The following is a 14797-nucleotide window of genomic DNA, read 5'->3' on the forward strand; positions in this document are numbered from 1 at the left end:
CTTATTTACGGTAAAACACAGCTTTTTAACATTGGGATATTAAAAAATGAAAATTGCACACAGCCTATCTGCTATTGCATTAGGGTTAACACTTGCTACGCAAGTGAATGCAGCAGAGTTCACTTTTGCAAAATCAATTAAACCGAACGACAACACCCTAGTTTTATTTTTAGATACAGACAGCCAAGTTGCTAACTTTAATTATTTAAAGCCAGAAACCCAAACTCACCTAAATAAAGTCATTGAATTTAGCGACTTTAAAGCAGGCTATGGCAAAACTTTAGAAGTTATCGCACCTAACGGTAGCGACCATCAACGCATCTTACTTGTTGGCTTAGGAGAGCAGCCAAAACTAGATGCAGCAAAAATGGCAAAACTAGGTGGTAACGTTCACGCTAAATTGCAGTCGGCTAAGCAAGCAAATGTTAGCCTTGATTTTTCAGAGCTAAAAGACAGCGCAATCAATGCTAAATATGCAGCAGAATTTGCTCATGGCGCAAATTTACGTGACCACCGTTTTGAGCAATACAAAAAAGAACAAGACAGCCATGTTGTTAATTACACATTAGATGTTGAGAATTTAGACCAAGCGGCCAAAACCCATAAACTACTACAAAGCATTGAACAAGGTGTATTTTTAGCACGTGACTTAACGTCTGAAGTTGCAACAGAAATGACCCCGGTTGATTTTGCTAAAGCGGCAAAAGAGCTTAAAAAGTTAGGTGTTAAAATTACTGTTTTAGAGCCTAAGCAACTTAAAAAGCTGGGCATGGGCGCACTTGAGGCGGTTGGCCGTGGTAGCGAAGAAGGTGCACGTTTAGTGGTTGCACATTATCAAGGTAATAAAAACACCCCTATCGCGTTGGTGGGTAAAGGTATTACCTTTGATTCTGGTGGTTACAGCCTTAAAACAGGCGCTTCAATCGCCCGCATGAAATCAGACATGGCAGGCGCAGCAGCCGTACTAGGTACTGTTAAAGCTATGGCACTGGCTAAAGCCGACACAAATGTCGTTGCTGTCATGGGTATGGCAGCTAATATGGTATCGCAATTTGCCGTAGCGCCGGGTGACGTTGTAAGAACCGCAGAAGGTTTAAGCGTTGAGATTGTAAATACAGATGCTGAAGGCCGTTTAGTATTAAGTGATGCAATGTGGTATGCCCGCGACAAGTACAAGCCAAGTATTATGGTTGATGTTGCGACCCTAACCGGGTCTAAAATTCGTGCTGTAGGTAATGACTACGCGGCGGTTTTCTCTGATGATGATACTCTTGTTGAGCAACTAACTATTGCGGGTAAGCAAGTAAATGAAAACCTATGGCGTTTACCTCTAGGTTATGAAGATGCGTTAAAGTCAGACATTGCTGATCTTAAAAACATCGGTTCACATGGCCCTGGCGCTACTACAGCAGCGAGTTTCTTACAAAACTTTGCCGGTGACACACGTTGGGTTCACATTGATATTGCTGGTAACGCGCTAAATTCTAAAGCTAAAGATGAATTAGCTGAAGGCGGTACAGGCTATGGCGTACGTTTACTGTCTAATTGGTTACTAAATAACGCACAGTAATTAGGCATTGCACTTTATCAAGTGGTTATAAGCTATTATAGCCACTTGATTGTCTTGAGTTTTTCTAATTAACACTAAAGACACATTTACATCATCAACAAACAGCCTATATGCTAATAAGCATTAAGGGATAATAATAAGATTGATACGCAATGACGACGACCAATAGTACACCTAAAATTATGGCGCTCACTACGCATAGCATCTTTTTTGATGCCTATGAAACAGCAAGCGACACACTCACTACGCAAAAGAAAATATGGGCATTAGCCCAATATTGCCAAAGCAGTGATGACTTTGTTGATGTAGTCCCTGCCAATAATAATTTAACGCTTTATCTAAAAGAGCCCGCTCAACTTGCTGGTTGGCTGCCACGATTACTTGAACAATGGCACGAACTTAAAGCCACTGACTTTAACTCACGTCATCATAAACTTGCGACTCGTTATGGTGGTGAATATGGGCCTGATATAGCGTATGTTGCTAAACATCATAATCTTTCTGTTGATGATGTTGCTCAAATGCACAGCAGTGCCAAATACCACGTGCTTTTTTTAGGCTTTAAGCCCGGTTTTGCTTATTTAGATGGTTTAAATCCACAACTTTACACACCTCGTCATGCTGAACCAAGGCTCTCTGTTCCAAAAGGCTCTGTTGCTATCGGCGGCGATCAAACCGGTATTTACCCTGAAAGCTCCCCTGGTGGCTGGCAAATTATAGGTCATACAGATTTTCGTCTGTTTGATATCAATGCAGCCTCGCCTTGTGCTATTGAACCCGGTGATACTTTAGAGTTTGTTATTCAGGAGGTGTTAAAATGATCACTATCATCAAACCTGGCATGCAAATGTCTATACAAGATCAAGGCCGCACAGGCTCTCGCCATTTAGGCATTGGTCAATCAGGGTGTATAGACCCTTACGCTCAAGTTATTACAAACCGTTTAGTTGGCAACGACGACAACAACCCCGTTATTGAGATCACTTTGGGTCTGGCCGAGATTCAGTTCGATAACGATTACTACATTGCTCTGCACGGCACAGATATGAAAGCCACAGTAAATGGCAACCCTGTTGATCCTGGCTGGAGCTTTTACATAAAAAAAGGCGATGTATTAAAGTTTAATGCGGCGCGTCATGGTTTTAGAAGTTACCTTGCTATTGGCGGCGAGTGGCATTTACCTGAGCCCATTTTAGATTCTTATTCTACTGATATATTAGCGGGTTTTGGTGGCTTAACCGGTCAAGCACTACAGGCTGGCGATAGTTTTGATATAACGCCAAGGTACAATACCAAAGTTGGCTTAGGCGCCATGCTACCACCTAAAAGTACACAAATTCGTATTCATGCTGCACCACATGCAGCACTGTTACCAAAAGACACCATCGTTAACTTTATAAATCATTCTTGGCATGTATCGCCTAATAGTAACCGCATGGGCACAAGACTATTAAGTGATGAATGTGATATCAGCCATGATGTTTCATTACCCTCTATGGCTGTTGCTCCTGGCTGTATTCAGCTTCCGCCAAACGGTGAACCCATAGTGCTATTAAACGATGCGCAAACAACGGGTGGTTATCCATTGCTCGGCACCGTGATCGAAGCCGATCTTCGTCACTTTGCACAATTAAAACCCGGCGATTTCCTTCACTTTAAGTTTGTTACACTCAACGAAGCCCACGAGGCACAAGAAAAGCTCACTGCGCACTTAAATCAACTTGCTATAGCGCTAAACTATATTAATAAATAGCGTTAATTTATTGGTGTTTAAAAAGCGAGCATAGAAAGTCTTTGCTCGCGTTGCCTTCATGGCTTGTCTATACATTTAAAAAGGTAAAAACCCTACGCATTCCTTTGCACCAAAGCTGTGCAGAAAATGTAGTAACAAAAGCCTTTATTCCAGACTCATTATCATCCAATTTGCACAAATCAAGCATTTAAACTGCTCACCCTTTAACCACTTACCCCATACTGGTGCAAAGAGGTAAGTGCGGGTGCATATTTTATTCTCAATTAATTAAAAAACCTGTGTGACTTAGGTAATTATTTCTGTTAAAACAAACATTCGCAGTTATATAAATTCTGTTAACTGCGCACATATTTGGAATGAGGAGTCACTATGTGTTCAATTTTTGGGGTATTAGATATTAAATCTGATCCCGCTCAATTGCGTAGCCAAGCAATTGAGATGTCAAAACTATTAAGGCACCGCGGGCCAGATTGGTCTGGCGTGTATTCATCAGATAAAGCTATTTTAGTGCACGAGCGTCTAGCGATTGTTGGCGTATCGAGTGGTGCACAGCCTTTGTACAACCCTGAGCGTACAAATATTCTTGCTGTTAACGGTGAAATTTATAACCACAAAGAGCTCGCTGCTAGCTTAGAAACTGATTTTACTTTTCAAACTCAGTCTGACTGTGAAGTTATTTTGGCTTTATATAAACAAAAAGGCCCTGAGTTTTTAGATGATTTAAATGGTATTTTCGCCTTTTGTTTATACGACGAAGAACAAGATGCCTACTTAATTGGTCGTGACCATATCGGGATTATTCCGCTTTATATGGGTCATGATGAACATGGTAACTTTTATGTTGCCTCAGAATTAAAAGCACTTTCGCCAATTTGTAAACATATTGAAGAGTTCCCTCCGGGTCATTTCTTGTGGAGCAAAGATGGTCAACTTCGTAAGTATTACAGCCGTGATTGGCAAAGCTATGATGCAGTAAAAGACAACGAAGCAAAAGCGAGCGATGTTAAAGAAGGCCTAGAAGCAGCTGTTAAACGCCAATTAATGTGTGACGTTCCATATGGCGTTCTATTATCTGGCGGTTTAGACTCATCTGTAATTTCAGCTATCACACAACGTTTTGCTGCAAAACGTATCGAAGATAATGACGAGTCTGATGCATGGTGGCCAAAACTGCACTCTTTCTCTGTGGGTCTTGAAGGTTCACCCGATTTAGCAGCTGCACAAAAAGTAGCTGATATGATTGGCACGGTTCACCACCCTATTCACTTCACTATTCAAGAAGGTATTGATGCCCTACGTGAAGTGATTTATCACATCGAAACGTACGATGTAACAACTATTCGTGCCTCAACGCCGATGTACTTAATGGCGCGCCAAATTAAAGCCATGGGTATTAAAATGGTGTTGTCAGGTGAAGGTGCTGATGAGCTATTTGGTGGTTACCTTTATTTCCACAAAGCGCCAAATGCGCAAGAGTTCCACGAAGAGCTTAACCGAAAAGTCTCTAAACTACACATGTTCGATTGCTTGCGCGCGAATAAATCAATGGCAGCATGGGGCGTTGAAGCACGTGTGCCATTCTTAGATAAAGAATTTGTAGACGTAGCAATGCGTATCAACCCAGAAGCGAAAATGTGTAAAGACGGTAAAATCGAAAAACACATTATTCGTGAAGCGTTCGACGGCTATCTACCAGACGACGTACTTTGGCGTCAAAAAGAGCAGTTCTCTGATGGCGTAGGCTATAACTGGATTGATACTTTAAAAGAGTATGTGAACGAACAAGTAAGCGATCAAGACCTTGCTAATGCAAAATACAAATACCCGATTAATACGCCTGATTCTAAAGAAGCGTATTTTTATCGTAGTATTTTCGAAGAGCACTTCCCTGGTGATGCAGCTGCGAAATGTGTTCCGCATGGCAAATCAGTTGCATGTTCTACTCCTGAAGCGCTTGCTTGGGATGCATCATTCCAAAACAATGCTGACCCTTCAGGTCGTGCTGCTGGCGTTCATAACGACGCTTACAAAAAGTAGTAACTTTGTGCTGCAAGCCCTGTGTTTGCAGCACTTTCCTCTCAATTAAAATAATTTGCTTTGAAATAATACTGTCATCAAATTATTCCATTCCCGACCCAATTTGTTCACAATTCCAACAAAAAACGTAAAAAACTGCATTTATTCGGCTGTTTAGGGACAAAACCATTTACATTTTTTTTCGAACTCCTACACTAAAGATTAGACTTTGGTACAAATTTAGTTCGTCTACAAACTAATTTTAAGTTTTACACGTAAAAAGACTATTAGTTGAACTTGTGCCATCCGGCCGTTTAGCTTTCTGCTAGATATAACTACAACAAGAGGTATTCATGAGCGAACATCATGATAAGTACAGTATCGACAATACCGACTACACCGTCGGTCAGGACAATGTACAAAAATGGGGTTTTGATGTGCATAACCCTGTATTTGGCATTAGTGCTGGTTTAATTGCCCTATTCTTAGTGGCAACACTTATTTCAGATGCTGAAACAGCGAAAACAACCCTGAATGGTATTAAGAACGACATTATTAATAACTTTGATGGCTTTTTTATGTGGTCAGCAAACTTATTCGTATTGTTTTGCTTAGCGTTAATTGTTTCACCATACGGAAATATACGCCTTGGTGGTAAAGAAGCGCGTCCAACTCACTCTCGTATTTCTTGGCTTGCAATGTTATTTGCTGCAGGTATGGGTATAGGCCTAATGTTCTGGGGCGTAGCAGAACCTGTTGCCTATTTTACAGGTTGGTATGAAACACCACTTGGTGTTGAAGCAAACACGCCAGAAGCTGCCAAACTGGCAATGGGTGCAACTATGTTCCATTGGGGTTTACATCCTTGGGCAATTTACGCCGTTGTTTCGCTTTCACTCGCGTTCTTTTGCTATAACAAAGGTTTGCCGTTATCAATTCGTTCAATTTTTTACCCTATTTTAGGTGACAAAGCGTGGGGCTGGCCTGGCCACCTTATTGATATTCTAGCTGTACTTGCCACTCTATTCGGCCTTGCAACGTCTCTTGGTTTAGGCGCGCAACAAGCTGCTGCAGGTATTAACCATGTATTTGGTACTGATAGCGGAATTGGCTTACAAATTGGCGTTATTGTAGGTGTTACATTACTTGCTGTTATTTCTGTTGTTCGCGGTATCGACGGCGGTGTAAAACTACTTAGTAACGTAAACATGCTTATTGCTTTTGTATTACTTGTATTCGTTGCTCTTGTTGGTTTTTCTGCAGCATTTGGCAACCTTCCTAATACAGTAATGGGTTATGTTGAAAACATTATTCCGCTGAGTAATCCACATGGTCGTGAAGATGAAACATGGATGCATGGCTGGACTGTATTCTACTGGGCTTGGTGGATTTCATGGTCACCGTTTGTAGGTATGTTCATTGCGCGCGTATCTGAAGGCCGTACAATTCGTGAGTTCTTAATTGCTGTATTACTAGTTCCTACTGTTGTGACTATCTTCTGGATGTCAATTTATGGTGGTATCGCTATTGAACAAGTTATTGATAAAGTGGGTGTACTAGGTGAAAAAGGCTTAACTGATGTACCACTTGCAATGTTCCAAATGTTTGAAGCCCTGCCAATGTCGCAAGTGCTTTCATTCATTGCAATTGTGCTAGTACTCGTGTTCTTTATTACGTCATCTGACTCAGGGTCATTAGTAATCGACTCAATCACTGCCGGTGGTAAAGTTGACGCACCAGTGCCACAACGTATCTTTTGGGCAACAATCGAGGGCGCTATTGCAGCTGCACTTGTTTGGATTGGTGGCACACAAGCAATCGAGGCCTTACAAGCCGGCGCCGTATCTACGGGCTTGCCGTTTACCTTTGTATTGCTATTAATGTGTGTGAGTTTAATCCTTGGCTTACGAACAGAACCAAGACACTAAACTTGCCTTTAATTAATAAAAACGCCGCATTAGCGGCGTTTTTTATTTATAAGCTTTGCTCATTTAATTTAAATTACCCAGCAAAAGTCGTTGCTATGAGCGCTATATCAGTAATTCGCTTAGCGGCGTATCTGGGCGGTAATGATAAGCTATTTGCGCTTGTAGCAGCTCTGCGGTGGCTGTGGCGTCATTAAGTGCATTGTGGTTTTGATACGCAGGTAACGAATAACGAATGCGAGAGTCAGCTAAGCGCACAGAATCAATCTTAGAATTAAACAATCTCCCAAGTAACCCCTGCTTTGCTTTAAGTGCACGCGTTTCCAGATCAAGCGTGTCTATAACAGCAAATTCAAGCCCTTCACCTAAGCGTGCTTGCAACGCTTGATATAAAAAGTGCCGTTCAATGGGAGCAAAATGAACCACAATCACTTTGCCTTTTAATGCTGCTAACAAAGGCTCCATAATCGTTGAAAAATCAGGTGCATCGCTCACTTCTGAGTGAGTTATACCATGAATAACGATCGACTCTTCAGCAAGCTTACGCCTTGGTTGAACAATCCAATGTTGGCTATCTTTACAATAAATACGCTTGGTATTAAATGGGATTAAACCAACACTGACTATATCGTCATTTTGATAATTTAGACCGGTTGTCTCAAAATCAAGTGCTACTAAGGGAACATCGCTAATTGGCGTGTTTAAATCACAAATAGCTGATTCATAAAACGCTTGAATCAGAGGCTGTTTGCTCTGTGCTAATAACTGCTGATACCGAGTCGGCCAATCAAGTTTTGCGCCTTGTTTTGCCATTACTTCATCCCAGTGTTAGCAGAGTATCTGAATTTTAGGAAATTCTGCGCTTTATCTAAAATCGCAAACGCTTCTTTAAGGTTTCGCTGTTCAAAAGGAGAAAGTAAATGAGGCTCTAAGTCGTTATCTGGCGCTTCATCAAGCTTTTCTATTTGCCACGCTTGGTGTCTTATTCTGATCATGGCAATGTACTCTAGGGCATCTCGTAAATCTTGTGCTTTACCTTCAGGAAGTAGTTTAGCTTCGATAATATCTTCTAAACGCTCGAATGAATTTTGTTTACGACTGCCTATCGCTAATGCATGCACACGTATTACGTCAGATAAAGGTGCAGTACCGCGGCGTTTTAAGTTCATAGAGCGCTTGTGTTGGCCATTATGCTCTAACACAAAGTCTTTAAAGAAACCTAAAGGCGGTGTTCTGTTACGTGCGTTAGCGGCGAGGTTAGCTAAGAAACGCTTATTCTTGCGCCCTTCTGTTGCGATAAAGCGTTTGAGCTCATCGGCCCATTTGTTTTTACCGTAAACACCGTCTAAATCAAAAAAGATCGAGCTATGTAATAAAGCCTGCGGTTTAGGTTCGGCCATCCAACCTGCAAATTGTTCTTTCCACTGCTCGCGTGTTAAACGCCACTTTTTAAATGACGCCATAATTTCACCTTCACAGTACTTATAGCCACATTCAGCTAAACCATCACAAACAAAATCAGCTAAATTCTGAAAATACTCGTCATGTAACTCCTCGTTAAAACTATTATCAAGGATAATAGCGTTATCTTGGTCGGTCACAATTAATTGCTCATCACGAGCCATTGAACCTAAAGCGATAAAGCAATAAGGAACCGGCGGTGGGCCAAACTTTTCTTCAGCTAAATCAAGTAAACGCTGTTTGAAGGTACGGCCTATTACAGCCATTGCGGTACCAATCATGTGAGAATTAGCATCTTCGTTAACCATGCGTACAAAGACATTAGGTAGCTGCCTTGCATAGTGAGCTAAATCTTCAACAGATTGCTGCGCTAATATGCCGCGTACTAACAATAAGCTACTTTGCGACTCGTAGCGTAAAATATCCGATAACGAAATAACGCCAATCGGCTTTTTCTTAACGACTACAGGCAGGTGGTGAATGTTATCTCTGAGCATTGCAAGCACGGCTTCAAACACATAGGCATTGCTATCAAGCAATACTAAGTCTTTTTGCATTATTTGCGCGGCTGGCGCTTCGTAACTTAAGCCTTCAGCAATAACACTGGTACGTAAGTCACGGTCGGTAATGATGCCAACTACCTGGCCGTCGTCGTCATCAGGATCATCACTGATTGGTTTATCTGCATCAGTAACCAGCACAGACGATACCGACTCTTGCGTCATCAATTGCGCAACCATTTGCACTGAGGCATCTTTTGCCACAGTGACAACATCACGATGAAGAAGCGACTTAACCTTGGCGGTTGTTAAATCGTTGCTGTCTGCCTGTTCAACAATTGCTTGGTGAAGGCGCACATTACCATCGGCTTCAAAAAAATCAGCAAATGTTTCGTATTCGTCGCAGTATTGATTAAACAACTCAACATTAATGCAATAAACTAAGGTGTCTTCGAGTGCCTTTGCCGGAAAGCGTACTTTGCGGTTCATCAGAAGACCCATTTGTCCAAAAATGCCACCGATAGTTAAACGGTTGTATAAATCACCATCACGACGATATATCTCTACAGCACCTGTTCGAATAACAAATAAATCAGCAATATCCTCGCCATAATTTAGTATTTCAGTGCCTGCGCGAAAATAAGCGATTTCGACTTGTGTAGCGAGTTTATTTACCGCCTCTTCAGGAAGATCATCAAAAGGGGCATGATCAGAAAGAAATTGGGCTATATCGACGTGTTCGGCTTGCATACGCGTACCTAGTTTTAAACATTTGATTTAATTGTGAGGGTAATTGGCTATTTTTTCAAAGAAAAAATAGCCAATTAAGTAGGATTAAGCCTTTTCTAACTCTTCAGCCAGAAGTTTCGACTCATCACCTCTTGGTTTAGTAAAGCGGGCTAAACCTAGGTAAATAACAGGCGTTAAATATAGAGTAAATAACACCGCTAGTGCTAAACCGCCAAATACTACCCAACCAATGGCGTTACGAGCCTCGGCCCCTGCACCGGTAGATAAAATAAGTGGTAATGCACCCAATAAGGTTGAAACTAGCGTCATCGCAATTGGGCGAAGGCGCACTAGTGCGGCCTCTTCTACCGCCACTCTAACCGAGCGGCCTTGGTCACGTAATTGGTCGGCAAACTCCACCAGCAAGATGGCGTTTTTAGCAATTAGACCAATCAGCATCACTAAACCAATTTGCGAGTAAATGTTTAATGATGTACCTGTTAGATACAGCGCTAAAATTGCAGATGTAATACCAAACGGTACTGTGATCATAACAACGATTGCACTATTCACACTTTCAAATTGTGCTGCCAATACCAGAAGAACAATTAAAAAGGCCAGAACATAGGTCACTAATACTTCATTGGCAGTTTCTTCAAAGGTTAATGCCTCACCTTTAAACGCCAAGCTGATTCCAGATGGCAGAGATTGCTCTGAAATATCACGAATTTTTGTAACCAGCTCAGCAATAGTTACGCCCTCAGGCATTTCCATGCTAAGTTCAATAGCACGGCGCTGCGCGTGGCGCTCAAGCTCAGCGGCAACACCTTCTTCCGTAATTGTTGCCACACTACTTAATGGCACTAACTGACCATTGCGGCCACCAACATACAAGTTAGCTAAATCGCTCGGGTTTGTGATGGTTTGGTTTTGTGCTTGCAACATAATCGGGATTGATTGGTCACCAATGTTTAAATCGGCAATATCATCACCATTGATTGCAGCACGAAGTGTTACAGAGATATCACTGAGCGATACGCCAAGCTCTTCAGCACGACGTCTATCAATATTAACCCGTAATTGTGGCTGTGACGGCTGATATGAAATACGAACAGGTGCCACTTCTGGCACCGCTTTTTCTATTTCAGCAGAGAAGTCTTGAGCGGCTTTAAATATCTCGAGGTAGTCTTGGCCCAATAAGGCAAGCTCAATACCACCGCCTTGACCACGCAAGTTCAAACTATTTGAACCACCAGGGTAACCAGCCGCACCAGGAATATTACCTAAAGGCTCACGGATTTTATTGATAATTTCTTGCTGACTAAAATGACGTTCGTCCCAATGTTTAAGCGGCACAGTAATAAATACAATATTTGGATCCCACTGCCCAACCACAGTGTAAATAGACTCAATATCACCACTTTCAACATACGGCAGTAAGATATCTTCCATTTGCACCGCTTGTCTGTCCATAAAGTTCAAGCCAACACCATCTGGACCACGGGCAAAAATACGAATTTTACCGCGATCTTCTGTTGGTAATAGCTCGTTATCTAAATTGAAATACAGTGCACCAGAGCCTGCAGCAACCAACAAACATGCAAAGAAGGTAAGCCATGCATGTTCAAGTACACCGTGTATTGTGCGCTTATAAACAGCAGCTAACACATGGCCAACTTTTGCAAATGGATGAAAACCGCCCTGCTTTAATTTTAGTTTTGATGTCAGCGCAGGTACCAAAGACAGCGCTACAAAACTTGAAATGATCACAGCGCCAGCTAATACCCCACCAAACTCTCTAAATAGTCGCCCTGCTGTTGAAGGTAAAAAAGCGATAGGCACAAACACCGCAGCTAATACGGCGGTTGTTGCCACAACAGCAAAGAAAACTTCACGGGTACCAACCACTGCAGCTGCACGGCGACCAAGACCTAAGCCCCGCTGACGTTGTATGTTCTCACTTACCACAATGGCATCATCTACAATTAGGCCAGTAGCTAACACGAGTGCAAGCAAGGTAAGAATATTAATCGAGAAACCAAGTGCCCAAATAAGTGCTAAAGAGCCAATTAATGCAACAGGTATCGCAAATGCAGGAACCAGCGTTGCGCGCCATGAGCCAATAAACACCCACAGTGTGATCACCACTAGTAGCACGGTTAGTAACAAGGAGTTAATAACTTCATCAACTGAGCTTCTGATAAACTGCGCATCATCAGAGGTTAAAGTAAATTCCATTTCAGGAAAACGTACTCGCATACGCTCAATTAAAGTTAGCACTTCATCCGAAATTTCAATGGTATTAGATTGCGCCTGACGAATAATTTCCATGCCAATCACAGGTGTACCATTGAGCCTCACGAACGAACGCGGATCAGCTGGGCCAAAGTAAACAGCCGCAACATCGCCAATACGGGTATCGTCACGAACGATGATATCGGCTACTTGTTCTGCAGAGATTGACGTTGCATCAGCACGCACGATCACCTGTTGATCGCTTGATTTTAAACTACCCGCAGGCACATCAAAGGGAGCCTGACGAAGTACATTGGCAATATCTGGTACTGTAAGGTTAAAGCTGCTTAGTTTTAGTGGGTCGATACGCACTCTAAGCACCCGTTCGCGGTCGCCATTTAAACGAACATCGGCAACACCAGGAATGGTTAAAAACTGCGGGGCTAAGTCAACATCAACACGCTCTGTCAACGCCTCAAGGGATAAGCTATCACTTGATACCGTTAAAGATACAACCGCTTCGGCATCGTTATCGGCTTTAATAATTGATACCCGTTCAACTTCTTCGGGTAATTCTCGCTGCACACGGGCTACCGATTCGCGTGTTTCGTTTGCAGCATCATCTAGATTAACACCGGGGCGAAACTCAACCACGATACGAGCATTGTTTTCTTCACTTTGCGCACGAATCGACTTTACACCACTTACCCTAGCAACCGCCCCTTCGAGCTTACTAGTTACTTCGGTATCTACGGTCTCCGGTGAACCACCAGGGAAAGACGCTGATACAGTAATACGTGGTCTATCAACATCAGGAAGCTCACGTACTTCAACCCCTGCTATTGCAGCAATACCGGCAATAATAATGAGTAAGTTAAGTACCACAATTAAAACAGGGCGACGTATCGCCATTGATGGTAAGTCTTCCATCATAGGTTGCTGTTTCATCATTACTCCTTGGCTAGCTGCACTTCATTGATGAAATTAAGCTCTTGATTAGGTCTTAGGCGCTGAACCCCTTCTGTCACCAATAAATCACCTTCGTTTAAACCACCAGAGACTAGTAAACGCCCTGCTAAACGCTGCTCAATTTTTACATCAACGCGAGTTGCTTTTTTATCGACGCTTTTCCATACGTAAGGGCCTGCAGCACCCCACATCATGGCTGCTTCAGGTACTACCGCAAGCTCTTCACCTAGAATATTTATGTGTACACGAAAGCTCATACCCGGCATAAATTGTTGGGCATTATTATCAAGTTTGGCTTTTGTTCTAAGAGTGCGGGTTTGCGCATTGATACGCGAATCAAGCTCTGCCACCTTAGCCGTGTAAGCTTTATCGCCTAACCAAGGCACCACTTCGACCGAAGATTTTTGTTTAAGCACTGAGATAGCGGCCTCTGGGGCATTAAAATTGATATAAAGCTCAGAAATATCATCGATAGTAGCAATGGCTGTTTGGGTTGTGATCCTATCGCCTACTTCAACGTCAGTTAAACCCATAACACCACTAAAAGGAGCACGAACTTCGCGGTCTTCACGCTCTGTTTTCGCTTGCATTAACTGGACTTTTGCAAGCTCATAAAGTGTTTTCGCATCATCTAAATCACTTTGTGGCACCGCACCACGAGCGTGGCTTTCTTCAAGCCTTTTCATGGTGCGCTCAGCATCTTTTAAAGTAATTTCGGCTTCGATCAACGCTGCTTTTTGTCTACGTGAATCAAGCTCTAATAGTAAGTCACCTTTGGCAACGTTATCGCCTGGTTTAAAGTAAACAGCGGTGACTCTGTCCCCAACGGCTGGGTAAAGAGTGACTGAGTGAATCGCTTCAGCATTACCCACTGCTTTTATCTGTTGTTTAGACTTTTCAACAGACACTGATTCTACAACTACATTAGCCGCCTCAGCGACGGAAACACAACTAATACAGGCAATTAAAGTCCATGTATGTAATTTGCCAATTGTCAAAATTTCACCTAAATAAGAATCGTTTTAATTGTTACGAAGTGTAACAGCTTTGTGATCAATAAAAAGCTGACTTCGTTTAATAAACAATTAGCCAAGGTGAAATAAACGCATACATCGCCTGTGTTTTCTAATTAGAAACGACAATGTGATGAATCGACCTCTTTTAAGTGTGCTTCGCTTGCTATGGTTACCTCTACACAATCAGATTGATTAGATATTTGTTCCTTTTGAATTAGTGTAAAACTACCTTCTTGCTCTGATCTTAATGAATACTCAAAAGCTTCATTACTACCTTCTGATATAGCAGTTACTAGTCCGCCAACAAGTGCCCCTGCAACTGCCCCTGCAATCATCTCTTCGTGGTTGCCATCTAGCTGATCAACAAAACCAATTGTAGAGCCTGCTGCTATACCCGTTTTAACGTTGGATGATAACTTAACCGGCTGAACCGATGTCACTTTTGCATAAAAGCGTTTAATCATCACATTTTGGTCGGCTCTATCTACCCCTTGTGTCGCGCAGCCACCTAAAAATAGTAAACCTAGCAGTAATTTATTCATTCTTTGTCATCCCATCAGTATAAAAGCTTAAGTTAGATACTATTCCTAACATCAGTTAGAGACTGTTTAAGATGTGTAAAA

Annotated in this window: 10 protein-coding genes; 5 read left to right on the plus strand and 5 right to left on the minus strand. The window is 42.2% G+C overall.

What is annotated here, in order from left to right:
- Positions 1 to 46 precede the first annotated feature (46 nt).
- The 5 genes from HUS61_RS02160 (at position 47) to HUS61_RS02180 (ending at position 7267) form a co-directional block, all read left to right on the plus strand.
- Positions 47 to 1570, plus strand: a complete 1524-nt coding sequence (locus HUS61_RS02160; protein WP_175081989.1) for a leucyl aminopeptidase — start codon at positions 47 to 49, stop codon at positions 1568 to 1570.
- Positions 1571 to 1722: 152 nt separating this feature from the next.
- Positions 1723 to 2391 (plus strand): 5-oxoprolinase subunit PxpB, encoded by a 669-nt coding sequence (gene pxpB / locus HUS61_RS02165; RefSeq protein WP_175081990.1) that lies wholly within the window; start codon positions 1723 to 1725, stop codon positions 2389 to 2391.
- The gene (locus HUS61_RS02170) at positions 2388 to 3323 is read left to right on the plus strand and encodes a biotin-dependent carboxyltransferase family protein (protein ID WP_175078354.1); all 936 of its coding nucleotides are present in this window, start codon (positions 2388 to 2390) and stop codon (positions 3321 to 3323) included. Before pxpB ends, HUS61_RS02170 begins: the two co-directional genes overlap by 4 nt.
- A 369-nt stretch (positions 3324 to 3692) precedes the next feature.
- Positions 3693 to 5360 carry an asparagine synthase B gene (gene asnB / locus HUS61_RS02175; RefSeq protein WP_175081991.1) on the plus strand — a complete coding sequence of 556 codons (1668 nt, stop codon included), beginning with the start codon at positions 3693 to 3695 and terminating at the stop codon, positions 5358 to 5360.
- A gap of 332 nt (positions 5361 to 5692) precedes the next feature.
- Complete coding sequence (locus HUS61_RS02180) at positions 5693 to 7267, plus strand: BCCT family transporter (RefSeq protein WP_130166323.1); 1575 nt, start codon at positions 5693 to 5695, stop codon at positions 7265 to 7267.
- A 102-nt stretch (positions 7268 to 7369) separates the two neighbouring features.
- Here the strand turns inward: HUS61_RS02180 and HUS61_RS02185 are convergent, their stop codons facing one another.
- The 5 genes from HUS61_RS02185 to HUS61_RS02205 form a co-directional block, all read right to left on the minus strand.
- A complete protein-coding gene (locus HUS61_RS02185) occupies positions 7370 to 8077 on the minus strand; it encodes a 3'-5' exonuclease (RefSeq protein ID WP_175081992.1) in 708 nt (235 codons plus the stop codon).
- Positions 8077 to 9975, minus strand: coding sequence for a DUF294 nucleotidyltransferase-like domain-containing protein (locus tag HUS61_RS02190; RefSeq protein ID WP_175078356.1), 1899 nt, complete (start codon positions 9973 to 9975; stop codon positions 8077 to 8079). Before HUS61_RS02190 ends, HUS61_RS02185 begins: the two co-directional genes overlap by 1 nt.
- 84 nt (positions 9976 to 10059) lie before the next feature.
- Positions 10060 to 13137, minus strand: coding sequence for an efflux RND transporter permease subunit (locus tag HUS61_RS02195; protein ID WP_175081993.1), 3078 nt, complete (start codon positions 13135 to 13137; stop codon positions 10060 to 10062).
- 2 nt (positions 13138 to 13139) lie between these two features.
- Positions 13140 to 14156 carry an efflux RND transporter periplasmic adaptor subunit gene (locus HUS61_RS02200; protein ID WP_138619466.1) on the minus strand — a complete coding sequence of 339 codons (1017 nt, stop codon included), beginning with the start codon at positions 14154 to 14156 and terminating at the stop codon, positions 13140 to 13142.
- Between the two features lie 131 nt (positions 14157 to 14287).
- Positions 14288 to 14716, minus strand: a complete 429-nt coding sequence (locus HUS61_RS02205; protein WP_175081994.1) for a hypothetical protein — start codon at positions 14714 to 14716, stop codon at positions 14288 to 14290.
- Positions 14717 to 14797 lie beyond the last annotated feature (81 nt).

The organism is Pseudoalteromonas sp. 0802 (assembly GCF_013350085.1).
GTDB lineage: Bacteria > Pseudomonadota > Gammaproteobacteria > Enterobacterales > Alteromonadaceae > Pseudoalteromonas.

Excerpts from the sequence above, each read along its gene's own strand:
- HUS61_RS02160 (WP_175081989.1), top strand. The coding sequence starts at position 47 with ATGAAAATTGCACACAGCCTATCTGCTATTGCATTAGGGTTAACACTT.
- pxpB (WP_175081990.1), top strand. The coding sequence starts at position 1,723 with ATGACGACGACCAATAGTACACCTAAAATTATGGCGCTCACTACGCAT.
- HUS61_RS02170 (WP_175078354.1), top strand. The coding sequence starts at position 2,388 with ATGATCACTATCATCAAACCTGGCATGCAAATGTCTATACAAGATCAA.
- asnB (WP_175081991.1), top strand. The coding sequence starts at position 3,693 with ATGTGTTCAATTTTTGGGGTATTAGATATTAAATCTGATCCCGCTCAA.
- HUS61_RS02180 (WP_130166323.1), top strand. The coding sequence starts at position 5,693 with ATGAGCGAACATCATGATAAGTACAGTATCGACAATACCGACTACACC.
- HUS61_RS02185 (WP_175081992.1), bottom strand. The coding sequence starts at position 8,077 with ATGGCAAAACAAGGCGCAAAACTTGATTGGCCGACTCGGTATCAGCAG.
- HUS61_RS02190 (WP_175078356.1), bottom strand. The coding sequence starts at position 9,975 with ATGCAAGCCGAACACGTCGATATAGCCCAATTTCTTTCTGATCATGCC.
- HUS61_RS02195 (WP_175081993.1), bottom strand. The coding sequence starts at position 13,137 with ATGAAACAGCAACCTATGATGGAAGACTTACCATCAATGGCGATACGT.
- HUS61_RS02205 (WP_175081994.1), bottom strand. The coding sequence starts at position 14,716 with ATGAATAAATTACTGCTAGGTTTACTATTTTTAGGTGGCTGCGCGACA.